20 protein-coding genes are annotated in these 24,842 nt (G+C 63.0%); 18 read left to right on the top strand and 2 right to left on the bottom strand.

The features are described from left to right. Positions 1-221 precede the first annotated feature (221 nt). The 7 genes from CLU92_RS24625 (at position 222) to CLU92_RS24655 (ending at position 10,005) form a co-directional block, all read left to right on the top strand. Entirely contained in the window at positions 222-1,538 is a 1,317-nt protein-coding gene (locus tag CLU92_RS24625; protein WP_101484002.1) for an aspartate aminotransferase family protein, read from the top strand. Positions 1,539-1,546: 8 nt separating this feature from the next. Then, a complete protein-coding gene (locus CLU92_RS24630; protein WP_101484003.1) occupies positions 1,547-3,049 on the top strand; it encodes a CoA-acylating methylmalonate-semialdehyde dehydrogenase in 1,503 nt (500 codons plus the stop codon). 45 nt (positions 3,050-3,094) lie between these two features. Beyond that, a complete protein-coding gene (locus tag CLU92_RS24635; RefSeq protein ID WP_101484004.1) occupies positions 3,095-4,462 on the top strand; it encodes an NAD(P)-dependent oxidoreductase in 1,368 nt (455 codons plus the stop codon). Further along, positions 4,462-5,742 (top strand): NAD-dependent dihydropyrimidine dehydrogenase subunit PreA, encoded by a 1,281-nt coding sequence (gene preA / locus CLU92_RS24640; RefSeq protein ID WP_208327820.1) that lies wholly within the window; start codon positions 4,462-4,464, stop codon positions 5,740-5,742. The genes CLU92_RS24635 and preA overlap by 1 nt, the downstream gene beginning before the upstream one ends. A 123-nt stretch (positions 5,743-5,865) precedes the next feature. Beyond that, complete coding sequence (locus CLU92_RS24645) at positions 5,866-7,350, top strand: NCS1 family nucleobase:cation symporter-1 (protein ID WP_101484006.1); 1,485 nt, start codon at positions 5,866-5,868, stop codon at positions 7,348-7,350. A gap of 17 nt (positions 7,351-7,367) precedes the next feature. Then, the gene (hydA, locus tag CLU92_RS24650; protein ID WP_101484007.1) at positions 7,368-8,759 is read left to right on the top strand and encodes a dihydropyrimidinase; all 1,392 of its coding nucleotides are present in this window, start codon (positions 7,368-7,370) and stop codon (positions 8,757-8,759) included. A gap of 10 nt (positions 8,760-8,769) precedes the next feature. Beyond that, positions 8,770-10,005 carry a Zn-dependent hydrolase gene (locus CLU92_RS24655; protein ID WP_101484008.1) on the top strand — a complete coding sequence of 412 codons (1,236 nt, stop codon included), beginning with the start codon at positions 8,770-8,772 and terminating at the stop codon, positions 10,003-10,005. A gap of 22 nt (positions 10,006-10,027) precedes the next feature. Here the strand turns inward: CLU92_RS24655 and CLU92_RS24660 are convergent, their stop codons facing one another. Both CLU92_RS24660 and CLU92_RS24665 read right to left on the bottom strand, forming a co-directional pair. Beyond that, positions 10,028-11,782, bottom strand: coding sequence for an allantoate amidohydrolase (locus CLU92_RS24660; RefSeq protein ID WP_101484009.1), 1,755 nt, complete (start codon positions 11,780-11,782; stop codon positions 10,028-10,030). Between the two features lie 73 nt (positions 11,783-11,855). Next, positions 11,856-12,794: a LysR family transcriptional regulator gene (locus CLU92_RS24665; RefSeq protein ID WP_034754583.1), complete on the bottom strand. Its 939-nt coding sequence runs from the start codon at positions 12,792-12,794 to the stop codon at positions 11,856-11,858. A 131-nt stretch (positions 12,795-12,925) separates the two neighbouring features. Here CLU92_RS24665 and CLU92_RS24670 point away from each other — a divergent pair, with 131 nt between their 5' ends. From CLU92_RS24670 to CLU92_RS24720, 11 genes are all read left to right on the top strand, one after another. After that, positions 12,926-14,158 carry a urate hydroxylase PuuD gene (locus CLU92_RS24670; RefSeq protein ID WP_101484010.1) on the top strand — a complete coding sequence of 411 codons (1,233 nt, stop codon included), beginning with the start codon at positions 12,926-12,928 and terminating at the stop codon, positions 14,156-14,158. Beyond that, positions 14,155-15,390: an ArgE/DapE family deacylase gene (locus CLU92_RS24675; RefSeq protein WP_101484011.1), complete on the top strand. Its 1,236-nt coding sequence runs from the start codon at positions 14,155-14,157 to the stop codon at positions 15,388-15,390. The genes CLU92_RS24670 and CLU92_RS24675 overlap by 4 nt, the downstream gene beginning before the upstream one ends. 75 nt (positions 15,391-15,465) lie before the next feature. After that, complete coding sequence (locus CLU92_RS24680) at positions 15,466-16,392, top strand: LysR family transcriptional regulator (RefSeq protein ID WP_101484012.1); 927 nt, start codon at positions 15,466-15,468, stop codon at positions 16,390-16,392. Positions 16,393-16,526: 134 nt separating this feature from the next. Further along, on the top strand, positions 16,527-17,201 hold the full coding sequence (locus tag CLU92_RS24685) for a DUF4286 family protein (protein ID WP_101484013.1): 675 nt from the start codon (positions 16,527-16,529) through the stop codon (positions 17,199-17,201). Positions 17,202-17,309: 108 nt separating this feature from the next. Beyond that, positions 17,310-18,638 carry an MFS transporter gene (locus CLU92_RS24690; protein WP_101484014.1) on the top strand — a complete coding sequence of 443 codons (1,329 nt, stop codon included), beginning with the start codon at positions 17,310-17,312 and terminating at the stop codon, positions 18,636-18,638. A 4-nt stretch (positions 18,639-18,642) separates the two neighbouring features. Further along, entirely contained in the window at positions 18,643-19,320 is a 678-nt protein-coding gene (locus CLU92_RS24695; protein WP_101484015.1) for a DUF2848 domain-containing protein, read from the top strand. A 4-nt stretch (positions 19,321-19,324) separates the two neighbouring features. After that, positions 19,325-20,683 (top strand): amidase, encoded by a 1,359-nt coding sequence (locus CLU92_RS24700; RefSeq protein WP_101484016.1) that lies wholly within the window; start codon positions 19,325-19,327, stop codon positions 20,681-20,683. Positions 20,684-20,810: 127 nt separating this feature from the next. Beyond that, positions 20,811-22,103 (top strand): paraquat-inducible protein A, encoded by a 1,293-nt coding sequence (locus CLU92_RS24705; RefSeq protein ID WP_373918702.1) that lies wholly within the window; start codon positions 20,811-20,813, stop codon positions 22,101-22,103. Continuing rightward, positions 22,096-23,724 carry an intermembrane transport protein PqiB gene (locus CLU92_RS24710; RefSeq protein ID WP_101484017.1) on the top strand — a complete coding sequence of 543 codons (1,629 nt, stop codon included), beginning with the start codon at positions 22,096-22,098 and terminating at the stop codon, positions 23,722-23,724. Before CLU92_RS24705 ends, CLU92_RS24710 begins: the two co-directional genes overlap by 8 nt. Beyond that, entirely contained in the window at positions 23,721-24,326 is a 606-nt protein-coding gene (locus CLU92_RS24715) for a membrane integrity-associated transporter subunit PqiC (protein ID WP_243858444.1), read from the top strand. Before CLU92_RS24710 ends, CLU92_RS24715 begins: the two co-directional genes overlap by 4 nt. 47 nt (positions 24,327-24,373) lie before the next feature. After that, entirely contained in the window at positions 24,374-24,772 is a 399-nt protein-coding gene (locus CLU92_RS24720) for a DUF2946 domain-containing protein (RefSeq protein WP_243858441.1), read from the top strand. The last annotated feature ends 70 nt before the right edge of the window (positions 24,773-24,842 follow it).

Consider the following 24,842-nt stretch of genomic DNA (forward strand, 5'->3'; position numbering starts at 1 on the left):
TGCGCTGTCGCTGTGCTTCACCGGTGGCTCCTTATGCTGCCTTGCACAAAACTGTAATGGTTTTCTGACCTGTACGGTTGGGATACTTTGCCGTTTGTGTATCTGTGCCATTGGGAATGTCCTGACTATTATTACATCAGCTTTTTGCCAACTGGTAAATTATTTTACGCTTCGTCAAAAACGATCCTGGCGCTCTGCCAGCCCATCTCAAGGAGAAGGTCATGAACGAAACAAGGCCGGAATCGATGTCGGCATTCTGGATGCCGTTTACCAATAACCGTGATTTCAAGGCCAACCCACGCTTGCTGGTCTCGGCCGAAGGCATGTATTACAAGGATGTCGATGGCAACGCCATCCTCGATGGAACCGCCGGCCTCTGGTGCGTGCCATGCGGCCATGCGCAGCCGAAAATCGTCGGCGCCATCCGCGAAATGGTGGGCCAGCTCGACTTCGCACCCACCTTCCAGATGGGCCATCCAGCCGCCTTCGACCTGGCGGAAAAACTGATGGACTACACGGGCCACAAGTTCGGTCACGTCTTTTATACCAACTCCGGTTCCGAGGCTGTGGACACGGCGTTAAAAATCGCGCTGGCCTATCACCGGGTGCGCGGTGAGGGTGCACGTACTCGTTTGATCGGCCGCGAACGCGGTTATCACGGCGTGGGCTTCGGCGGCATTTCCGTGGGCGGCATCGGTGGCAACCGCAAGACCTTCGGCCCCTTGCTGCCCGGCGTGGACCACCTGCCGCACACGCATAACCTGGACAAGAATGCCTACACGGTGGGCGAACCCGAATACGGCACCCACCTGGCCGATGAACTGGAACGCATCGTTGCGCTGCACGACGCCTCGACGATTGCCGCCGTCATCGTCGAACCTGTGGCTGGCTCCACGGGCGTGCTGATCCCGCCAAAAGGCTATCTGAAACGCTTGCGCGAGCTGTGCACCAAGCATGGCATCCTGCTGATTTTCGATGAAGTCATCACGGGTTTCGGCCGCATGACGACGCCATTCGCCGCCGACTATTTCGACGTCGAGCCGGACCTGATGACGACGGCCAAGGGCCTGACCAATGGCATGGTGCCGATGGGCGCCGTATTCAGCAAGCAATATATCCACGATGCCTTCATGGACGCGCCACCCGGTATCGAACTGTTCCACGGCTATACGTATTCCGGTCACCCGCTGGCTTGCGCCGCCTCGCTGGCCACCCTGCAGGTGTTCGAGGAGCAGGACATCCTGGGCCACGCGAAAAGCATGCAGGCGTATTGGAGCGACGCCGTGCATTCCCTGAAGGGGCTGCCGCACGTGATCGACTTGCGCAGCATCGGCCTGATCGCCGGCATCGAACTCGCCCCCATCGCCGGCAAGCCCGGTGCGCGCGCCTTCAACGCCTTCAACCAGGCCTTCGCCGACGGCGTGCTGATACGCACGACGGGCGACATCATCGCCCTGTCGCCGCCGCTGGTGCTGGAAAAACAGCATATCGACGAGCTATTCGGCAAGCTGGCCAAGGTATTAAAAAATCTCGATTAAGGACGGTCATGAACGATCTCGATACCATCACCCACCACATCAACGGCGCCAAAGTCGACACCCGGAGTGGCCGCTACGGCGACGTCTACAACCCCGCCCTGGGCGTACCCGTAGCCCGCGTGGCCCTGGGCACCGTGGAAGACGTCGACGCGGCCGTGCAGGCGGCGGCCGCCGCCTTTCCTTCGTGGTCCGCTACGCCGCCCCTGACGCGCGCCCGTGTCCTGTTCCGCTACCTGCAGCTGTGCCAGCAGCACACGGATGACTTTGCCGCAATGCTCACGCGCGAGCATGGCAAGACCTTTGCCGATGCGCAGGGCGAAGTGGCGCGCGGCATCGAGATGGTGGAGTTTGCCGTTGGTATTCCGCAGCTGTTGAAAGGTGAATTCACGGACCAGATTTCGCGCGGCATCGACGCCTGGTCCATGCGCCAGGCGCTGGGTGTGGTGGCCGGCATCACGCCATTCAACTTCCCCGTGATGGTGCCGATGTGGATGTTCCCCGTCGCCATCGCCTGCGGCAATACCTTCGTCTTGAAACCGTCCGAGCGCGATCCGTCGGCCTCCTTGCTGCACGCGAAATTGCTGAAAGAAGCCGGTCTGCCCGACGGCGTTTTCAACGTGGTGCAGGGAGACAAGGTGACGGTCGATGCCTTGCTCGACCACCCCGTGGTGCAGGCGATCAGCTTTGTCGGCTCGACGCCGATCGCCGAATACATTTATGCGCGTGGCAGCGCCAGCGGCAAGCGCGTGCAAGCGCTGGGGGGCGCGAAGAACCACATGGTGGTGATGCCCGACGCGGACATGGACATGACGGTCGATGCACTGATCGGCGCCGCTTACGGTTCTGCTGGCGAACGCTGCATGGCCATCTCCGTCGTCGTGGCCGTGGGCGACGCGGGCGACAAGTTGATCGACGCACTGGCAACGCGCACGGCTGCACTGAAAGTGCGCGACGGCATGGCTGATGGGGCGGAAATGGGACCGGTCGTGTCGCTGGCAGCCAAGCAGCGCATCGAAAAACTTATCGCCTCGGGCGTGGAGCAGGGCGCGACTTTGGTGGTCGATGGCCGCAACCATGTGGTGCCGGGCCGCGAGAACGGCTTCTTTGTCGGCGGTACTTTATTTGACCATGTGACGCGCGACATGAGCATCTACAAGGAAGAGATTTTCGGCCCCGTGCTGTGCGTGCTGCGCTGTCCTGACGTGGTGCATGCGGTGGAGCTGATTAACGCCAACGAGTATGGCAACGGCGTGGCCATCTACACGCGCGACGGCGGCGTGGCGCGCGAATTCGTGCGTCAGATCCAAGTCGGCATGGTGGGCGTCAACATTCCCTTGCCCGTGCCGATGGCCTTCAACAGTTTTGGCGGCTGGAAGCGCAGCATGTTTGGTGACCACCATGCCTATGGTCCCGAAGGCGTGCGTTTTTATACGCGGCACAAGGCCGTGATGCAGCGCTGGCCAAACACGGCAAGCGCTGGTGTGGAATTTGCTTTTCCCCAGATGAAGTGACGGTTTTACACTAAATCCACCGCAGGATCAAAGAAGGAAAACGCGATGATCGAGTCCCTGAACTATTTGCCGCATCCCGCCCTGCCCAACGAGGAATTGGCGGGCCATTTCACGGACCTAGCGCCGCCTTTGAGCGCGCGCCAGGCAGCCATCGAAAGCGCCCGCTGCCTGTACTGCTACGATGCGCCGTGCAGCCGCATCTGTCCGTCGGAAATCGACGTGGCCAGCTTCATCCGCAACATCCACGACAAGAACATCAATGGCGCCGCCGCTGGCATTCTGAAACAGAACATCCTGGGCGGCAGCTGCGCCCGCGTCTGTCCCACGGAAATCCTGTGTGAAGACGTCTGCGTGCGCAACCACGACGCGGAAGGCCAGCCTGTCAAGATCGGCCTGTTGCAGCGCTATGCTGTCGACCACATGCATTTCACGGCGCACCCGTTCAAACGGGCGGCCGCCACGGGCAAGACGATTGCCATTGTCGGCGCTGGGCCGGCCGGGCTGTCGTGCGCGCACCGCCTGGCCATGCTGGGGCACGACGTGGTGATCTTCGAGAAGGAAGGCAAGGCAGGTGGCTTGAATGAATACGGCATCGCCAAGTACAAGCTGACGGACGATTTCGCCCAGAAGGAGGTCGAATTCTTGTTGGGCATAGGCGGCATTGAAATCCGATGTCGCCAGGTGTTGGGCGAGAACCTGCAACTGCGCGACCTGCACGCGCAGTACGATGCCGTCTTCCTCGGCCTGGGCCTGGGGGCCAGCCGCAAGCTGGGCTTGACGGGCGAGGACGCACCCGGTTTGCTGGCTGCCGTCGACTACATCGCCGCGCTGCGCCAGGCGGACGACCTGGCCGCGCTGCCCGTGCCGAAGCGGGCCATTGTGATTGGCGCCGGCAACACGGCCATCGACATGGCCGTGCAAATTCAGCGCCTGGGCGCGGAGGAGGTTACCCTTGTGTACCGGCGCGGCTTCGACGCCATGACGGCCACTCATCACGAACAGGAGATCGCCAAGGCGAACCAGGTGCGCATGCTTACGTGGGCCCAGCCGCAGCAGGTGCTGCTCGACGCGGCTGGCCATGTGGCCGGCATGCGTTTCGAGAAAACGCGGATGCAGGGCACGCGCCTGGCGGGCACCGGCGAGACCTTCGACGTGGCGGCCGACGCCATCTTCAAGGCGATCGGCCAGAGCCTGGACACTGAAGTACTGCATGACCCGATGGCGTCTCTGTTGAAACGCGAGGGCGACAAGATCGCCGTCGATGCGGGCTTTCGCACGGTGCTGCCGGGCATCTACGCGGGCGGCGACTGCGTGGCGCCGGGGCAGGACTTGACGGTGCAAGCCGTCCAGCATGGCAAGCTGGCCGCACTGGCCATCCATTCCGATTTCCTGAATAAAGTGGAGGCTGCATAATGGCTGATCTCAGCATCGATTTTTGCGGCATCAAGGCGCCGAATCCTTTCTGGCTGGCTTCTGCGCCACCCACCGACAAGGCCTACAACGTGGTGCGCGCGTTCGAAGCGGGGTGGGGTGGCGTCGTGTGGAAAACGCTGGGTGAAGACCCGGCCGCCGTCAACGTCTCGTCGCGCTACTCCGCCCTGTACGGCAAGAACCGCGAAGTGGTGGGCTTCAATAATATCGAACTCATTACCGACCGCTCGTTGGAGATCAATCTGCGCGAAATCACGCAGGTGAAAAAGGACTGGCCCGACCGCGCCATGATCGTCTCCCTGATGCTGCCCTGCGAAGAGCACTATTGGGCCGACATTTTGCCGAAGGTGGAAGCGACAGGAGCGGACGGCATCGAACTCAATTTCGGCTGCCCGCATGGCATGCCGGAGCGGGGCATGGGGGCCGCCGTGGGCCAGGTGCCCGAGTACGTGCAGATGGTCACCGCGTGGTGCAAAAAGCACAGCCGTCTTCCCGTCATCGTCAAGCTAACGCCCAACATCACGGACGTGCGGATGCCGGCGCGCGCGGCCAAGGCGGGCGGCGCGGACGCCGTTTCGCTGATCAACACCATCAACTCGATCACCTCGCTGGACCTGGACCGCATGGTGGCCCTGCCCATTGTGGGCGGCGCCAGCACGCACGGTGGCTATTGCGGGTCTGCGGTGAAACCGATCGCCCTGAACATGGTGGCGGAAATCGCCCGTGATCCGCAGACGCGCGGCTTGCCCATTTCAGGCATCGGCGGCATCGGCAATTGGCGCGACGCGGCCGAATTCATCGCCCTGGGCGCCGGCTGCGTGCAGGTGTGCACGGCGGCCATGCTGCATGGTTTCCGCATCGTCGAAGAGATGAAGGATGGCCTGTCGCGCTGGATGGACGAGAAGGGCTACGAACGCATCAGCGATTTTTCCGGCAAGGCCGTGGCCAATACGACGGACTGGAAATACCTGGACATGAATTACCAGGTCATCGCGCACATCAACCAGGATGATTGCATCAAATGCGGCAAGTGCTACGTGGCCTGCGAAGACACCTCGCACCAGTCGATTGCGCAACTGATCGACGCTGCAGGCATGCGCACGTATGAGGTGATCAAGGAGGAATGCGTGGGCTGTAACCTGTGTGAAATCACCTGTCCGGTGCAGGGCTGCATCACGATGGTGCCGCAGGTCACGGACAAGCCGTACATGAACTGGACGCAGGACCCACGCAACCCGCATGCGTTGGTGGAGACGGCATAGGGAACGCAGCAAGGCATGTATCTTGCGTGTGTTTATTTTGTAAACGGCAGCCGTCCTTTGCGGTAAGCTAGGCTGCAGCCGTTTCTATAATACCGATCCCCTCCCAACCGATGGAGCATACCTGTGAACCACGACTATTCAGGCAACACGCAACTCTGGAATGAAGACCTTGCGCCCACCACTGCGGCGCAGCGCACCTGGCGCTGGTATCACTTCGCCGCGCTGTGGGTTGGCATGGTGATGTGCATTCCCGCCTACACCCTGTCGGCCAGCCTGATCGACAGCGGCATGTCCGGCTACCAGGCGGTGCTCACGGTATTTCTCGCCAACGCCATCGTGCTCTTGCCCATGCTCCTGATCGGGCATGCTGGCACCAAGTACGGCATTCCGTATGCCGTACTGGCGCGCGCCTCGTTTGGCACCATGGGCGCGCGGCTGCCGGCCCTGATGCGCGCCATTGTCGCCTGCGGCTGGTATGGCATCCAGACGTGGTTCGGTGGCCAGATGATTTACACCCTGATGGGCGTGCTGATGGGGCATGAACTGGGCGGCGAGAAGATCGCGGGCCTGGGCATCAACGGCAGCCAGTTGCTGTGCTTCCTGGCTTTCTGGGCCATCCAGTTCTATTACATCCTGCACGGCATGGAATCGATCCGCAAGCTGGAAACCTATACGGCGCCCTTGAAAATTCTCATCTGCTTCGTGCTGCTGTACTGGGTGCACAGCAAGGCCGGCGGCGTGGCCAGCCTGCTGGACCAGCCATCGCAATTCATCCCCGGCGGTAAGAAGGCGGGCCAGTTCTGGAGCGTTTTCTGGCCATCGTTGACAGCCATGGTGGGTTTCTGGGCGACCCTGGCACTGAATATTCCCGACTTCACGCGCTTTGCCAGGACGCAGCGCGACCAGGTGATCGGCCAGTCCATCGGCTTGCCCGTGCCCATGGGATTGCTGGCCATGCTGGCCGTGATCGTCACGGCAGGCTCCGTGGTCATGTACGGCAAGGCCATCTGGGACCCTGTCGACCTGGCCAGCCGCATGACGGGTGCCGCCGTGTTGATCGCCCTGATCATCTTGCTGATCGACACGGTCAGCGTCAACCTGGCGGCCAACCTGGTGGGGCCGGCCTACGACTTTTCCTCGCTGGCACCCAAGCAGATTTCGTACAAGATGGGCGGCTACATCACGGCCTTCATCGCCATTGTCATGATGCCGTGGAAGGTGCTCGAATCGACGCAGGGCTATATCTTCACGTGGCTGATCGGTTACTCGGCCCTGCTGGGGCCCATCGCCGGCATCCTCATCGTCGACTACTACTTTGTGCGCAAGACGCAGCTCGACGTCAGGCAGCTTTACCGCGATGACGGCATCTACTCATATGGCAATGGCTGGAACATGGCAGCGCTGATCGCCTTTGTCATTGCCGTGCTGCCGAATATCCCCGGTTTTCTGAATGCGGCCTTTCCCACGGCGTTTCCCGGCGTGGCCGAAGGCTTTAAAGCCATCTACACCTACGCCTGGTTCGTTGGCGTGGCCATCGCCGCCGTCGTCTACGGCATCATGATGAAGGGCAAGGCCGTGGCGCACGTGCAGCAGGCGCCGCAGTCGTAATCACTCAAGGAGACAAGATGACTACACTGATACGTGGCGGTACTGTCGTCAACGCCGACCGCGCCTTCCGCGCCGATGTGCTGATCGAGGGTGACATGATCGCCGCGGTCGGCGAGAACTTGCCGGTGCCGGTCGGCGCCACCGTGATCGATGCGGGCGGCCTGTACGTGATGCCGGGCGGGATAGACACCCACACGCACATGAATTTGCCATTCATGGGCACCGTGACGTCGGACGATTTTTTCACGGGCACCGCTGCGGGACTTGCAGGCGGCACCACCACCATCATGGATTTCGTCATTCCCGCCCCCAAGCAATCCTTGCTCGAGGCCTATCATCAGTGGCGCGAGTGGTCGTCCAAGGCGGCCGGCGACTACACCTTCCACGTGGCGATCACATGGTGGAGCGAGCAGGTACATGAAGAGATGGGCACCCTCGTTCGCGAGCATGGCGTGAACAGTTTCAAGCATTTCATGGCCTATAAAAACGCCATCATGGCCGACGATGAAACCCTGGTGAAAAGTTTTACCCGCTCGCTGGAACTTGGGGCTTTGCCGACTGTGCATGCGGAAAACGGCGAGCTGGTATTCCAGTTGCAGCAGGCGCTGCTCAAGAAGGGCATCACGGGGCCGCAGGCGCATCCCCTGTCCCGCCCTCCTGCCGTGGAGGCAGAGGCGGCCAACCGCGCCATTGCCATCGCCAATGTTCTTAATACCCCCGTGTACATCGTGCACGTCTCGTGCGCCGAGTCGCTCGACGCCATCACGCGGGCGCGCGCCAATGGCCAGCGCGTGTATGGTGAAGCGCTGGCTGGCCATTTGGTGATCGACGACAGCGTCTACCAGAGTGATGATTTCGACTACGTGGCGGGCCACGTCATGAGCCCGCCGTTTCGCGGCAAGCACCATCAGGCGGCCCTGTGGCACGGCCTGCAAAGCGGCAACCTGCACACGACGGCTACCGACCATTGTACCTTTTGCGCCGAGCAGAAGGCGGCCGGCAAGGACGACTTCACGCGCATCCCGAACGGCTGCGGCGGCGTCGAGGAGCGCATGGCCGTCGTGTGGGACGCTGGCGTCAATTCCGGCATGCTGACGCCCTCCGAGTTCGTCAAGGTCTCGTCGACCAATGCGGCGCAGATCTTCAATATGTATCCGCGCAAGGGCGTCATCGCCGCAGGCAGCGATGCCGACATCGTGCTGTGGGATCCGCAGGGCACGCGCACCATTTCCGCCGCCACGCAGTTTGCCAGGGGAGGCTTCAATGTCTTCGAAGGGCGCACCGTGCGCGGCATCCCCAGCACCACGATTGCCGCCGGCAAGGTGGTGTTCCACAAGGGCGAGCTGATGGCCGTCGAAGGGGCCGGACGCTATATCGAACGGCCCGCGTTTTCCGCCACCACCGCATAAGGAGTTGACGATGGATGAATTGCGTATCAATGGCGAGCGCCTGTGGGCGGCCCTGATGGAACTGGCGCAGATCGGCGCGACAGTAAAGGGCGGCGTCAAGCGCCTGGCCCTGACTGACCTGGATAAACAGGGGCGCGACCTGGTGGTGCGCTGGGGCACGGAGGCGGGCATGAGCATTACCATCGACCAGATCGGCAATGTTTTCATGCGCCGCGACGGCACCAATAATAGCTTGCCGCCCGTGATGACGGGCAGCCATATCGACACGCAACCCACGGGCGGCAAGTTCGATGGCAATTACGGCGTGCTGGCCGGCCTGGAAGTGGTGCGCACCCTGAACGATTTACAGATCAAGACGCTGGCACCCATCGAGGTGGCGTTCTGGACCAACGAAGAAGGCTCGCGCTTCGTGCCCGTGATGATGGGCTCCGGCGTCTTTTGCGGCGCCTTCTCGCTGGAAACCGCCTACGCGGCGAAAGACACGGAAGGAAAAACGGTGGGCGAGGAGTTGGCGCGCATCGGATACAAGGGCGAGCAGGTGCCGGGCGACCATCCCATCGGCGCCTATTTTGAAACGCATATCGAGCAGGGTCCTGTGCTGGAAGACGCCGATAAAGTCATCGGCGTAGTGCCTGCCGTGATGGGGTTGTCGTGGTACGACTGCGTGGTGACGGGCATGGAAGCGCATGCGGGACCCACGCCCATGGGCCTGCGCAAGGATGCGCTGCAGGTGGCCACCAGCATCATGCAGGAAGTCGTCGCCATCGCCAACCGCTACCCGCCGTATGGGCGCGGCACGGTGGGCATGGTGCAGGTCTTCCCTAACAGCCGCAACGTGATTCCCGGCGAAGTCAAATTCAGCATCGACCTGCGCAATGTGAACGACGAACTGCTCAACACCATGCATGGCGAAATCACGGCTTTCATCGACGCTACGCGCACCGGTACGGGACTGGATATATCTCTTGAACGGGTTTCCTATTATCCGCCATGCCCGTTCCACCCCGACTGCGTGGGCGCCGTGCGCAATGCCACCGCAAAGCTCGGTTATTCCGTGATGGACGTGGTGTCGGGCGCCGGCCACGACGCCATCTATGCGGCCAGGCTGGCACCGGCCGGCATGATTTTCGTACCGTGCAAGGACGGCATCAGCCACAATGAAATCGAGGATGCCAAGCCCGAGCACCTGGAAGCTGGCTGCAATGTGCTGCTGCACGCAATGCTGGAGCGGGCCGTGGCCGTATAGGTCACCGGCCCACGTCCGCCACTCAGGGCTTGGGCTGGAAGTTGCGCAAAAACGCCAGCAGCGCCCGCGCCGCGATGTCGGCGTCGTCCGCCGTCATGGTTTCCAGCGGATTGTGGCTGATGCCGCCATTGCCGCAGCGGGTAAACAGCATGGCCACGTCGGTGATGGCGGCCATGGCCATGGCGTCGTGGCCGGCGCCAGACAGCAACGTGTATGGTTCGATGCCGACCGATTCCACGGCCTGCGCCAGCTGCGCCATCAGCCACGGCGCACACGGCGCTGCACGCGCCGACAGCAGCAGTTCCAGCTGGTAGTCAATCTGGCGCCGCGCGCAGATGGCGGCGATGCCGTCGAGAATATCGTCGACGGCCGCCTGGCGCACGGTATCGACGGCGGCGCGGATGTCGAGCGACAGGGTGCAGGCGCCTGCGATCACGTTGACGGAGCCGTTGGGCACCTGCAGCTGGCCCACCGTGCCCACCAGCGCATCGCCCTGGCTGCAGCGGTGTTCGACCAGCAGGATGATTTCGGCGGCTGCGCTGGCCGCATCCTTGCGCATGGTCATGGGCGTGGTGCCCGCATGGCTGGCCACGCCGCCAAGATTGACCAGGTAACGCGAACTGCCGGCAATTGCCGTGACGATCCCCAGTGGCAGGTCGCGCTCCAGCAGCACGGGCCCCTGCTCAATATGCACTTCCACATAGCCGAGCAAATTGGCGGGATCGCGTGCGATGGTGCCGATGGCGGCCGCTTCATGGCCGGCGGCGGCCAGCGCCTCGCGCATGCTCACGCCATCTGCGTCAAGCTGTTCCAGCAGAGACAAGTCGAACTTGCCCGTGATGGCCGTGCTGCCCAGGAATGTGCTCTTGAAGCGCACGCCTTCCTCTTCGGCGAAGCCGACGATCTCGACGTGGAAGGGCAGCTTTTCACCCCGCTCATGCAGATGGCGCACGACGGCGATCGGCAGTACGATGCCCAGCCGGCCATCGTACTTGCCGCCGTTGCGCACAGTGTCGTAATGCGATCCCGTCATCAGGGTTTTCGCGCCAGGCGCGTCCGACAGATAGCGCCCGACGACATTGCCGACGGCGTCGATCTGCACCTGCATGCCCGCCTCCCGCATCCAGTCGGCCAGTTGCGCGGCCGTCTTCTGGTGCGCTGGCGTCAGGTAGGCGCAGGTGAGGTTGTAATCGCTGTCGCTCCAGCCGGCCAGCGTTTCCGCCTGCTGCATGATGGCCGGGCCGAAGTCCAGCCGCACGTCGAACAGGTCGTTCAGGCGCAGTTCGGCGATGCGCTTGATCTGCCGCAGCGATTCGGCCAGTTCATCGGCAGGCCGGTTTTTCAGGCGCCGCGCAAACGTGGCGATGATGTCCTGGCGCGTCAATCCTTCGCCCGTCGGGCCCTTGACGGCCAGGATGAAGGGAAAGCCGAACTTGGCGTTGTATTCGCTGTTGAGGCGCTGCAGGGTGGAAAATTCCTCGGGACTGCACAGGTTCAAGCCGGACTTGGCTTGCTCGCGCGTTGACTCCGCCGTCAGTTGCCCCGCGATGGCGGCCTTGCCTGCCAGCTCGGGATGGGCGCGGATCAGCCCCAGCTGCTCATCGGGAGAGGCCTGGGCCAGCACGCGCTGCAGCTCCATCTTCAGGGCCGTCAGGCTGGCAAACGGCATGGCCGCTGCCGCGCGCTGGGGTATCCAGGGCGAATGTTCGTAGATGCCATGCAGTTGCGCAATAAAGTCGGCCTGGCTGCTGGTGTTCAGGTCTGAAAGGGTGGTCATGGTTTTCCGATCATGCAAGCGGTGATGATAGCGCCCTGTCCTGGCGTCCATTATATGCGCGCGCTGATAGCTGCTATCGCTGCACCAGCGCCTTGGCGGCCGCGCTGACCTGGTCGCGCAGCCATTTATGCTCGGGTGCCTGGTGCACGCGCTGGTGCCACAGCTGGTAAAAGCGCATGGGCGGGAATTTCAATGGCACGGTATACGTTTTCAGCGGCAGGGTCTTTTCATAGAAGCGCATGAATTGCCGGCCCGTGGTGAGCACCAGATCCGTCTGCGTCAGCATGTAGGGGATCAGGCCGAAATACGCCGATTCCACCACCACGTTGCGCTGCAGGTTTTGCCGTTCGAGGAAGGAATCGATCACGCCGTGGTAGCCGGGCATCATCTGCGACGGCGCCACGTGGGGCAGGCTCAGATAATCGTCCAGGGTCATGGCGTCGCTGGCCGTGCGCCGCGCATAGGCATTTTCCGCATGCATGGCGCAGATGATGGGGTCTTCGAACAGCTTCGAGATATGCAGGTGGGCGGGCGGCTCGTCCCAGTTGGCGATGACCAGGTCCAGGCCACCGTCGGAGAGTTGGCGGATATGGTCGATGCCCGGTCCCAGGCTATGCAGCACCACGCGGCTTTTCGGCGAGCCGCGGCGCAGCAGGGCCACCACGTTGGGCAGGAACTGGCTGTCCAGGTAGTCGGGCGCGGCGATATGGAAGGTGCGCGCCTCTTCCTGCGCCACGAATGGCGTCTTCTTGACGAACAGGCTCTCCGTCTGGTCGAGGATGCGCTTGGCCGGATTGAGCAGACTTTCTCCATGCTGGGTGGGCACCATGCCGCGCGCGCCGCGCACGAGCAGCGGGTCGCCCGTCAGTTCGCGCAGCTTGCGCAAGGAGGCGGAGATCGAGGGCTGCGGCTGATTGAGTTTCAGCGCCACGCGCGAGACATTCTTTTCCACCAGCAGCAGGTAGAGGATGCGGATCAAGTGCAGGTCGAGGTGTTGCGGCAGGCTGGACATGTGGCGGCGGCTCTGTTGTATATCGATTTGAATATGTCAAATATACGATATTTTTCATGTGAAGGGCGGTAAATCCGTTTATCTTGTGTAGATTGGCACGAATATGGCTTCGGTCTGACTAGAGGAAATTTATGGAAGTATTTGCCTACCTGATTCCGTACGGCCTTGAGTGGCTGAACCTGATCGTCCGCTGGCTGCACGTCATCACGGGCATCGCCTGGATCGGTGCTTCCTTTTATTTTGTTTGGCTCGACAATTCGATCCGTCCGCCCGCGCCTGGCTCCGAGCTGGCGAAGAAGGGCGTGTCGGGAGAGTTGTGGGCCGTGCATGGCGGCGGCTTCTACAACCCGCAAAAATACCTGGTGGCGCCCGCCGAACTGCCAAAGGAACTGCACTGGTTCAAGTGGGAAGCGTATTCGACCTGGCTGTCCGGTTTTGCGCTGCTGACGATTGCCTACTACTTCAATGCGCAGGCCATGATGATCGACAAATCCGTGGCCGATATTTCCAGCGGCCAGGCTGTCGGCATCGGCATCGCCACCCTCGTCATCGGCTGGACCGTGTACGACCTGCTGTGCCGGTCCAAGCTGGCGCAATATGAACTGTGGTTTGGCGTGACGGTGTTCGCGCTGATCGTCGGGGCCGCGTATGTGCTCACGCACTTGCTCAGCGGGCGCGCCGCCTACATCCACGTGGGCGCCATGATCGGCACCATCATGGTGGCCAATGTGCTGATGCTGATCATTCCCGGCCAGCGCAAGATGGTCGAAGCCATGGCGGCCGGCAAGCTGCCCGACCCCAAGCACGGCATGAAAGCCAAGCAGCGCAGCGTGCATAACAATTATTTTACGTTGCCGGTGCTGTTCATCATGATCAGCAACCACTATGCGATGACCTATCGGAACGATCACGCCTGGCTGGTGCTGGCGCTGATCATGGCGGCCGGCGTCTTCATCCGCCACTTCTTCAACCTGCGCCACAAGGGCCGTGTCGAGTGGCGTTATCCGGCCATCGGCGTGGCCCTGCTGATGGCAGTGGCCGTGGCCATTGCGCCGAAAGCGCCCGTGGCCGTGGCGGCCGCGCCGACGGTGGACCCGGCCGCGCAGTTCAAGAGCGTGCATGCCATCATCGCCCAGCGCTGCGCCACCTGCCATTCGGCCCAGCCCACGCAGCCGGGCTTCGCCACGGCGCCGGCCGGCATGATGCTGGATAATGAAAGGGAAATTCGCCAGCACGCGGCGCAAATTTATAAGCAGGCCATCGAGCTTAAAGCCATGCCGATCGGCAACCTGACCAACATGACGGAGGCCGAGCGCAGTGAACTGGGCGCCTGGCTGCAACAGACCATGCAAGGAGCAAAATGACAACGCAAGCGGAACGAATCACGGCCTGGATCGACGATCACTTCGACGAAGAAGTCGCATTTCTACAGCAGGTGGTGCAGCAGCCGACGGATACGCCGCCCGGCAACAACGCACCGCATGCGGAACTGGTAGCGCAACTGCTGCAGGCATATGGCTGGCAGGCGGAAAAACATGCCGTGCCAGCGGACCAGGTGGCGGCGTATGGCATGCAGAGCATCACCAACCTGATCGTGCGCCGGCCGTATGCGGCGGGCGGGCCGACGGTGGCGCTGAATGCGCATGGCGATGTGGTACCGCCCGGCGACAACTGGACCTATCCGCCGTATGGCGGCCAGATCGACGACGGCTATATCTACGGCCGCGCGACGGCCGTCTCGAAGGGCGACTTCGCCACCTATGTGTTTGCCGCGCGCGCGCTCGAAGCGCTGGGCGTTCCACTAAAGGGCCAACTGGAACTTCACTTCACCTATGACGAGGAATTCGGCGGTTTGCTGGGGCCGGGATGGCTGCTGGAACAGCAACTGACGAAGCCCGATTTTGTCATCGCCGCCGGTTTCAGCTATGGCATCGTCACCGCGCACAACGCCTGCCTTCAGCTGGAAATCACCGTGCACGGCAAGTCTGGTCACGGCTCCATGCCGGAGACGGGACATGACGCGCTGCAGGCGGCCAACAAGATCCTCAACGCCATCTATGGCCAGTTGCCGGAGCTGAAAAAGATCAAGTCCAAAGTGGCAGGCATCGATTCGCCGACCATGCTGGTGGGACGCATCGACGGCGGCACGAATACCAATGTGGTGCCGGGCAAGGTCGTCATGAAGATGGACCGTCGCATGATTCCAGAAGAAGATCCGGTGGCGGTAGAAGCGCAGGTGCGTGCGCTGATCGAAGACGCCGTGCGCGGCGAAGCGGGCATCCGCATCGAGATCCGCCGCCTGCTGCTGTCGCATGCGCTGCGGCCCTTGCCCGGCTCAGAGCAACTGGTCGAGAGCCTGCAAAAGAATGCGCAATCCATCCTGGGCGAAACCATCCCCTCCGTCGGCACGCCGCTGTATGCGGATGCGCGCCTGTACGGCGAACGGGGCATCCCCGCCGTACTGTATGGCGCTGGCCCGCGCACAGTGCCCGAGTCGAACGCAAAGAAGGCCGATGAGCGCCTGGCGCTGGACGATTTGCGCAAGGCCAGCAAGATCGTCGCCCTGACCCTGCTTGACTTCTTGGGCGAAAAATAGGGCAGGGCGCTTTGGCTTACAATGGGGCGAACACTCAAACTGTGAAGAATAGCCCCCATTGATTGAAGAGCCAAATTGAATACCCGTTTTCTCGAAGCGTTTGTCTGGGCTGCGCGGCTGGGCAGCTTTCGCACGGCGGCCGACAAGCTGCACATCACGCAGGCGGCCATTTCGAACCGCATCGCCTCGCTGGAGCAGGACTTCGGCACGCGCTTGTTCGACCGCGACGCGCGTGAAATCCGCCTGACTTTCGCCGGGCGCAACCTGCTTGTGTATGCCGAGCGCATGCTGGAACTGTGCCGCGACATGTATGCGGCCAATTCCTCGCCCGCGCAGATCACGGGTGAAGTACGCATCGGCGTCATTGAAACCATCGTGCATACCTGGCTGATTCCCTTCCTGCAGCGGGTGCAGGAACGCTATCCCGGCATCGAGATTCAATTGACCTCCGAATCGACGCGCCGCCTGCACGAACAGCTGCAGCAGGGCGAGCTCGATATCGCGCTGCAGACGGACATGCTGACGGGCGACCATATCCGCAGCTCGGGTAGCGGCGCCATCGCCATGGGCTGGGCTGGCAGGGCAGCCGATTGGCCCGATACGGGTGCGCCGTTCACGGTGGCGCAACTGGCGCAGCACCCCATCATCACCATGAACCGTGGCTCGCAGCCGCATTCCGCATTGAAGGCGCTGTGCCAGGACGAGGGCGTGCAGCTGGGCCGTGTCCATTGTGTCAGCTCGATTTCCGCCATCGTGCGCCTGGTAAAGGCCGGTTTCGGTATCGCCGTGCTGCCCCTGGCGCCCCTGCGCGAGGAAATTGAGCAGGGCAACATCGCCCTGATTCCCTGCGTGAGCAGCCTGGCGCCGCAGCGCATTGTCATCAGCTACAGCGAAGACATCACCACGGAGGCGATCCAGCTGGTGGCCATGCTGGCGTGCGAGGAGGCGGCCAGGTTCACCCTGGCGCTGGGCGAGGAGTATGGCGCCGGGACGCGGGCGTGACAATTAAGTTGCCGTTATCACCGCGACCCACAAGAAAAACTTATCAGTCGCGTTCAGAATAACCCGTTTGCCAAGTGATGGCGCGCCACCTATTCTGGGTTGGCACTCCTCTTACAACGCAGAACGGAACCATCATGACGACGTCCACCACCACCTTGCCAGGCATGCTGTTCGTCTGGACCAGCACAGACCCGGAACACGAACTCGATTTCAACCGCTGGTACGACCGCGAGCACGTGGAAGAGCGCGTGCGCATTCCCGGCTTCGTCAGCGGCACGCGCTACCAGAGTGTGCGCGGGCCCCGCAAATACCTGGGCCTGTACCGCACTGTGTCGCTAGCCGCTTTCCAGACAGCCGACTACTTCAAGGCCTTTGGCCAGCAGACCCCATGGTCGGTGGCGAATCTGCAGCGCATGGTGGATCCGATGCGCCGCGTCTGCGCCATCGAGGCGGAAACGGGCATGGGCACGGGCGCCTGGCTGGCCGTGCTGCGCCTGGGGGCGCCAGCCATCGGCCAGGACGCGCAAGCCGTGGCGGGCATGGCGGCGCTGGGCGCGACATTGCTGCAGATCGATGGCGTCATTGCCACCCGCTTGCTGACGCCCGACGCCGATCTGTCCGGTCCCCTGCCAGCGGAACGGAAGGAAGGCCGCGTGCTCGATCCGATCTTGCTGATCGATGCATCTTCCGAAAGCGCCGCCATGGCGGCGTCCAATGCAGCCAGCTCGGCGCTGGGCCTCGACGGGGAAGATGCGGCCATCCTGCAGCTGTCCTGGCAGTTGCGCGAGGCCGATTTGCACGCCGCCTGACGCGCAAGCGCGCATCTTGCCGGCACTGATAACACGAGACACGGGCCACGGCGCAGGGCAAAGCATCCTGCACCGGGCCTGCAATAAAACTGACGAGAGAGGTAGGCTATGACGACACACACCACGGCGCAGACCCATGCACACGCCAGCACTGCGGTACCGGGCGAAAAACCCAAGACGGGCCGCCTGGCCACGGCCAGCATGGTCGGCACGACCCTGGAATGGTATGACTTCACCGTCTACAACACCATGGCCGCGCTGATCTTCAACCATCTGTTCTTCCCTTCATTCGATCCGCTGACAGGTACCATCCTGGCCTTTTCCACGTATGCGGTTGGCTATATCTCGCGTCCCATCGGTGGCGTGATCTTTGGCCACCTGGGCGACAAGCTTGGACGTCGCTGGGTGCTGGTGGTGACCCTGATGCTGATGGGCGTGACGACGGGCCTGATGGGCCTCTTGCCCACGTATGCGACGGCCGGCATCTGGAGTCCGGTCCTGCTGGTGGCGCTGCGCTTCGTTCAGGGAATCGCGCTCGGTGGCGAATGGGCGGGTGCCGTACTGATCTCCGTCGAACACGGTGCGCCGGACAAGCGGGGCCGCAACGCGTCGTGGACGCAGGTGGGGCCATCGTTCGGCACCTTGCTGGCGACCGGCTGCATCGGCCTGATTACCTATCTGCTGCCGCATGAAGCGTTCATGGACTGGGGCTGGCGCATGCCGTTCATCGCCAGCCTGCTGCTGGTGGCCTTTGGCATGTGGATACGCAGCGGCATCGAGGAAACTCCGCTGTTCAAGGAACTCGACCAGCAGGACGCCAAGGCCGAAGCGCCGATCGGCGACGTGCTGCGCCTCTACTGGCGCCGTCTGCTGATCGCCGGCGGCGTGCGTATCGGCTCTGACGTGCTGTATGCGCTGGTGGTGGTGTTTACCCTGACGTATGTGACCACCGTGCTGCACCTGTCTTCGACCCTGGCTTTGAGCGCCATCATGATCGGCACTGCCTGTAATGCGCTGTCGGTGCCGCTGTTTGGCGCCCTGTCGGACAAGATTGGCCGCCGCCCCGTGTATGCGCTGGGCGCCATCCTGGGGCTGGTGTGGGCGTTTGCCTTCTTCACCCTGCTGGATACTGCCAGCCCTGCCGCCATCGTCACGGCTGTCGTCGTGGGCCTGATCATTCACGCCATCATGTACGGCCCGCAGGCGGCCTTCGTCATCGAGCAATTCCCTACCAAGGTGCGCTATGCGGGTTCCTCGCTGGCCTATACCCTGGCCGGCGTCATAGGCGGCGGTTTCGCGCCGCTCGTTATCGCCAGCCTGTACCGCTCTTATAACAGCACCATGGCCGTCTCGCTGTATGTGGCGGTGGCGCTCCTGATCACCGGCGCGGCAGTCTTTGCGGCGCGCGAAACGGGCCGCGGCCCCCTTGAGGAATAACATCATGACGACATTGAGTTTTCAACTGGCAGGCCACGGCCCCGTTACCTTCGACATCGATCAACTCATCATCGCCGGCTGGACGGGCCGCGACATGGCGATGGTCGAGCACCATATCGCCGAACTGGAAGCCATCGGCGTGGCACGCCCGAAAAGCGTGCCGACGTTTTACCGCGTGGCGGCGGCGCTGCTGTCGAGCGATTCCGCCATCGAAGTGCCGGGCCTGGACTCGTCCGGCGAGGCCGAATTCGTGCTGTTTTCCACGCAATACGGCCTGCTGGTAGGGATCGGCTCCGACCATACGGACCGCAAAGTGGAAAGCTATGGCGTGACGGTGTCGAAGCAGATGTGCGGCAAGCCCGTGGGCGATACCCTGTGGCGCTATGCCGACGTGGCCGGCCACTGGGACCAGTTGCAGATGCGTTCCTGGCGCGAGCGCGCAGGCGTACCGGCCCTGTACCAGGACGGCCCCGTGACGCGCATGCTGTCGCCGGAAGACCTGATCTTGCGCTACACGGGGCAAACGACCCTGCCCGTGGGCAGCGCCATGTTCTGCGGCACGCAGCCGATCATCGGCGAGATGGGCCATGGCGACGCGTTCGCGCTGGAGCTGTATGATCCAGCCTTGCAGCGCCGCCTGCAGCACCGCTATGCCGTGCAAACCCTGCCCGTGGAAGGATAAGACAATGAGCAAGCTGAGCAAGACCATCCGCGAACTGGCGGCCGACCTGGCCGCAGGCCGCATCACCAGCGTGGAACTGACGCAGCGCATGCTGGCGCGCGCCGAGGCGCACCAGGCCCAGGGCGGCCATGCCTATGTCAGCCTCGATGGCGAACAGGCGCTGGCCGAGGCGCGCGCCAGCGATGCGGCGCGCGCGGCCGGTATCGTTGCCTCGCCCCTGGCCGGCGTGCCCATCTCGATCAAGGACCTGTTCGACGTCAAGGGGCAAGTCAGCAGCGCCGCCTCGCTGGCGCTGGCCGATGCGCCGCCCGCCGATGCGGATGCGGGCGCCGTGGCACGCCTGCGCGCGGCCGGCGCCATCCTGCTGGGCCGCACCAACATGAGTGAATTCGCGTTTTCCGGCCTGGGCTTGAATCCCCATTACGGCACGCCGCGCAACCCGCATGACCGCGCACGCGTGGCGGGCGGCTCCACCTCGGGCGGCGCCGTGACGGTGGCCTTGGCGATGGCGGCCGGCGCGCTGGGCACGGACACGGGCGGCTCGATCCGCATCCCGTCCGCTTTTTGCGGCCTGACCGGTTTCAAGCCGACGGCGGCTTCCGTATCGCTGGCTGGCACGGTACCGCTGTCGCGCTCCCTCGATTCGGCCGGCCCCATCGCCCACAGTGTCGATTGCTGCGCCATCCTGTATGCGGCCTTGTCCGGCCAAAATATCTCCGATGGCGCGCCAGCCCTGAAAGGCTTGCGCTTCGGTTTTACGACTGATTACGTAGGCGCGAATGTCGAGCCGCAGGTGCAGCAGGCTTTTGAGCGCGCGCTGGAGAAGTTGCGCGCGGCCGGAGCGCAGGTGGAACAGTTCGATTTCCCGGAATTGCTGGAGCTTCCGACGATCAATGGCGGCGGTGGCCTGGTGGCGGCCGAAGCGTGGCACTGGCACAGGGTGTTGCTTGAAGAGAAGGGCGCGCAGTACGACCAGCGCGTGGCGGCGCGCATCCGCCGCGGCCAGCAGCAGGGCGCGTCTGACTACATCGATTTGCTCGATGCGCGCGCGCGCCTGATCTCCGTTGCAGAGCGGCGCCTGGCGCCATACGATGCCTGGCTGATGCCCAGCGTGGCCATCGTGGCTCCGCAGGTCGAGCCGCTGGACGCGGACGATGCCACCTTCTTCGCCACGAATGGCCTGGTGCTGCGCAATGCCAGCGTGATCAACTTCCTCGACGGCTGCGCCTTGTCCCTGCCTTGCCATGCGGATGGCGAACTGCCTGTGGGCCTGGGTATTTGTGCCCTGGCGGGCGCCGATGACAAGGTGCTGAAAATCGGTCGCGCCGTCGAGACGCTGCTGCAGGGGAGGGGAAAAGAATAGTGCTGCAGTGCAGGAAAATGCCAATTCTGTCATGATTGCTGGCATTATCATGAGATAGTCGCGCTTGCGCGCCGGCAAACTTCACACTGTGCACCGATACGACCTGATTAGCTGTCATGACTGCGGTGTGCTGTACCGCAAACGTCCGCTGCGTCCACGCGAGAAGGCGCGCTGCATCCGTTGCCGCTCGGTGCTATACCGGGGCGCCCACGCGCGGGGCGCATCGGCCGAATTGACCAAGGTGGTGGCCCTGACCCTGGGCGCCGCCCTGGTCTTCCTGATCGCGCAGTTTTTCCCCATCGTCGAACTCGACGTCAATGGCCTGACCTCCAGCGCCACCTTGCTCGGCTCCATCCGCGTGCTGTGGTCCGAGCAGATGCAGGTGGTGGCAACGATGGTCTTCCTGTTTACCATCCTCTTCCCTGCCATCGAACTGGGCTCCCTGCTGTATGTGGCGCTGGGCCTGCGCGGCGGCGTCAAGGTGCCGGGCTTTAACCGCGTGCTGCGCGCCGTGCAGACGGCGCGCGAATGGGGCATGACGGAGGTGCTGATGATCGGCATCCTCATTACCGTCGTCAAGATGACCAGTCTTGCCACCGTGCTGCCGCAACCGGGGCTATTCGCGTTTGGCGCGCTGACCCTGCTGCTGGCCATCGTCGTCTCATTTGACCCCAAGGCCCTGTGGAACCTGGGCGACGATCTGACGCGGCAAGCGCTGCCCGGCATCCGCTACAAGGCTTTCGCGCCGGGCGCGAAGGTGCTGCCCTGCCATGCCTGTGGCCTGGTGGCGCCGCCGCTGGGCAAGGGCAGGCATCTGGCGTGCGTGCGTTGCGGCACTGCCCTGCATGTGCGCAAACCGGACAGCATCAACCGCACCTGGGCCCTGCTGATCGCCGCCATGATCCTCTACATTCCCGCCAACCTGCTGCCCGTGATGGTGACGTATTCCCTGTTTGGCGCACAAAACGACACCATCATGAGCGGCGTGGTGCTGTTCTGGACCAGCGGTTCGAAAGGCCTGGCCATCATCATTTTCATCGCCAGCGTGGTCGTGCCCATGCTCAAGCTGGGCGTGCTGGCGCTGCTGGCCTTCACCGCGCAGCGGCGCTCGCGCTGGCGGCCGCGCCAGCGCACAATCTTGTACCGCATGGTCGAATTCATCGGCCGCTGGTCCATGCTTGACATCTTTGTCGTCACCCTGACGGTGGCGCTGGTGCGCTTCAAGTCGCTGGCCGTGATCACTGCCGGACCCGGCGCGCTGGCCTTTGGCGCCGTGGTGGTGCTGACCATGCTGGCGGCGATGCAGTTCGACCCGCGCCTGATCTGGGACCCCGTCGACGGGCAGGTGCCTGGTGAGGAAGAACCCGTGGTGGTGGCAAATACCGGAAACAATACAGTGATTGGAGAACAGCATGTCTGACAAAGAAGCAGGCGACCTTGCCGAAACGGGTGGCCGTCCATTGCCTGAACCCGATGTGGAACAGGGCAGCCGCTGGCTGCCGTCGCTGGTATGGCTCATTCCGCTGCTGGCCGCGCTGATCGGCGCCGGCCTGGCAGCCAAGTCCATCCTCGACCAGGGACCCACGGTGACAGTCAGCTTCAAGAGTGCAGAAGGACTGGAGCCAGGCAAGACCAAGGTCAAGTACAAGGATGTCGATATCGGCCAGGTGCGCGCCATTACCCTGGGCGACGACTTGAGCAAGGTGCTGGTGACGATCGACATGAGCAAGGAAGCACGCCGCTTTGCTACAGACGATTCGCGCTTCTGGGTGGTACGCCCGCAGATCGGCGCCAGCGGCGTGACAGGGCTGGGCACCTTGCTGTCGGGCGCCTACATCGGCGTCGACACGGGCAAGTCGGAGCAGAAGAAGGAGAACTTCGTCGGCATGGAGAGCCCTCCCGCCGTCGCAGGTGACCAGAAGGGCAAGCTGTACACCCTGCATGCGGACAGCCTCGGCTCTGTCGATGTCGGTTCGCCCCTGTTCTTCCACCGCCTGCGCGTGGGCAAGGTGGTCAGCTTCGCTCTGGACAAGGATGGCAACGGCATCACCATGTCGGTCTTCGTGAATGCGCCGTACGATCAATTCGTCGGCAAGAATGCGCGCTGGTGGCATGCCAGCGGCGTCGACGTGCGCCTCGATTCCAACGGTTTCAAGTTGAATACGCAGTCCTTGGCCGCCATGCTGGTGGGCGGCATCGCCTTCGAGGCGGAAAATGGCCGCAGGCCCCAAGAACCGGCGCCGGCCGGTACCAACTACCGTTTGGCAGCCGACGAGGCCAGCGCCATGCGCGAGCCCGATGGTGAAGCCATTACCACCGTATTCTATTTCGACCAGTCCCTGCGCGGCTTGCAGCCTGGCGCCACGGTGGACTTCCGCGGCATCGTGCTGGGTGAAGTGCGCTCGGTCGGCATCGAGTTCGATCCCGTGAAGAAGAACTTCCGCATGCCGGTCACCGTCAATCTGTATCCGGCGCGCCTGGGCATGCGCTTCAAGGCGGCCGTCGACGATGCGGAAGGCTCGGCCGGCCACCAGGTGCTCGAACGTATGGTCAGCCGCGGCTTGCGCGCCCAGCTGCGCACGGGCAACCTGCTCACCAGCCAGCTGTACATCGCGCTGGACTTCTTCCCGAAAGCGCCGAAGGTCGCGCTGGACTTGAATAGGTATCCGCTGGAAGTGCCCACCGTGCCCAATACCCTGGATGAGCTGCAGACGCAGATCGCCAGCATCGCCCGCAAGCTCGATCAGGTGCCGTACGCGGAGATCGGCAACAATTTGAACGCCACCATCAAGCAGGCCAATACCCTGTTCAAGCAGCTCGATGGCCAGGTGGTGCCGGAAATGCGCGATACCCTGACGGCGGCGAAACAAACCTTCGGCACGGCCGAACAAGTGCTGCAAAAGGATTCGCCGCTGCAGTCTGACGTGCGCCAGGCCTTGCAGCAGCTAACGCAAACCCTGCAATCGCTCAATGCCCTGTCGGATTACCTGGAACGGCATCCAGAGTCGCTGATCCGCGGTAAAAAAGGAGATGAAAAATGATGAAGCCTGTCCTTGTAAGCTTCGCCGCGCTGCTGGCGACCGTCCTGCTGGGTGCCTGCTCCACGCCCCAGTCCGAGCATTTCTATACGCTCGGCGGCGGCGTCGACGCGCTGCCGGCCAAACCCGTCAAATACTATGTCGAGGTGCTGGCCGTCAGCGTGCCGCAACAGGTGAGCCGCAATCAGTTCGTCGTGACGGCGCCATCGGGGCGCATCGAATTGCTGGAGCAGCAGCGCTGGGCGGGACCGCTGGCCGGGGAGATCGGCCAAGCCCTGTCGACGGCCGTGACCAGCGACCTGGGCGCCATTGATGTGTTCCGCACGCCGCATCCCGACAACCTGCCCGTGTATCGCATCAGCACCAATGTGCAGCGCTTCGAGTCCGTGATGGGCCGGTATGCGCTGATCGATGCCGTGTGGAGCGTGCGCCAGCTGGCCAGCAACAAGGTGGTCACTTGCCGCACGGTCGCCAATGAAAAGGTGGGTGAAGGCTACGATGAACTGGTGCTGGGTCACCGCCGTGCAGTCGGCCGCATCGCCACGGATGCGGCGGGCGTGGTGCGTGCTTTTGACAACGGCAACGCTGCCTGCCCGGCCGCGTGAGCCGCTTTCCGCTACCCAGTCCCGGCGGCCGCTGCTAAAATACGGCCATGGGAATGACCTTGTTCACGCGCCGCTTTGCCGCCTGGATCGCCTGCTTTGCGATCCTGCTGGCGGCGCTCGCGCCATCGATTTCCCAGGCTGTCGCCAACGCCAAGCAGGAATCCGGCTCCGGCTGGGCGGAAATCTGCTCAGTTGCCGGCATCCGTTTCGTCCAGGTCGACGATGATGGCGCCGCCGATGGCAAGTCCGGCGGCAAGGTCATGCAGATGGAGCATTGCGCCTTTTGTTCCACGCATGCGGGTTCCGTGGGCTTGCCGCCCAGTCCCGTGCTGCCGCTGCCCGTCGCCAGCGGCACGGCCATTTTTCCGGCCCTGTACTACCAGTCGCCGTCCCCGCTGTTCATCTGGTCTACCGCGCAATCGCGCGCGCCGCCCGCCCTCATTTAAGTCTTTGCATTTTTAGTGCTTGCCCTGCGCGCCTTCCAGTGCGACGGGCAGCATCCGCACACTTAAACGA

This window comes from Janthinobacterium sp. 61, from assembly GCF_002846335.1.
Lineage (GTDB): Bacteria > Pseudomonadota > Gammaproteobacteria > Burkholderiales > Burkholderiaceae_D > Janthinobacterium.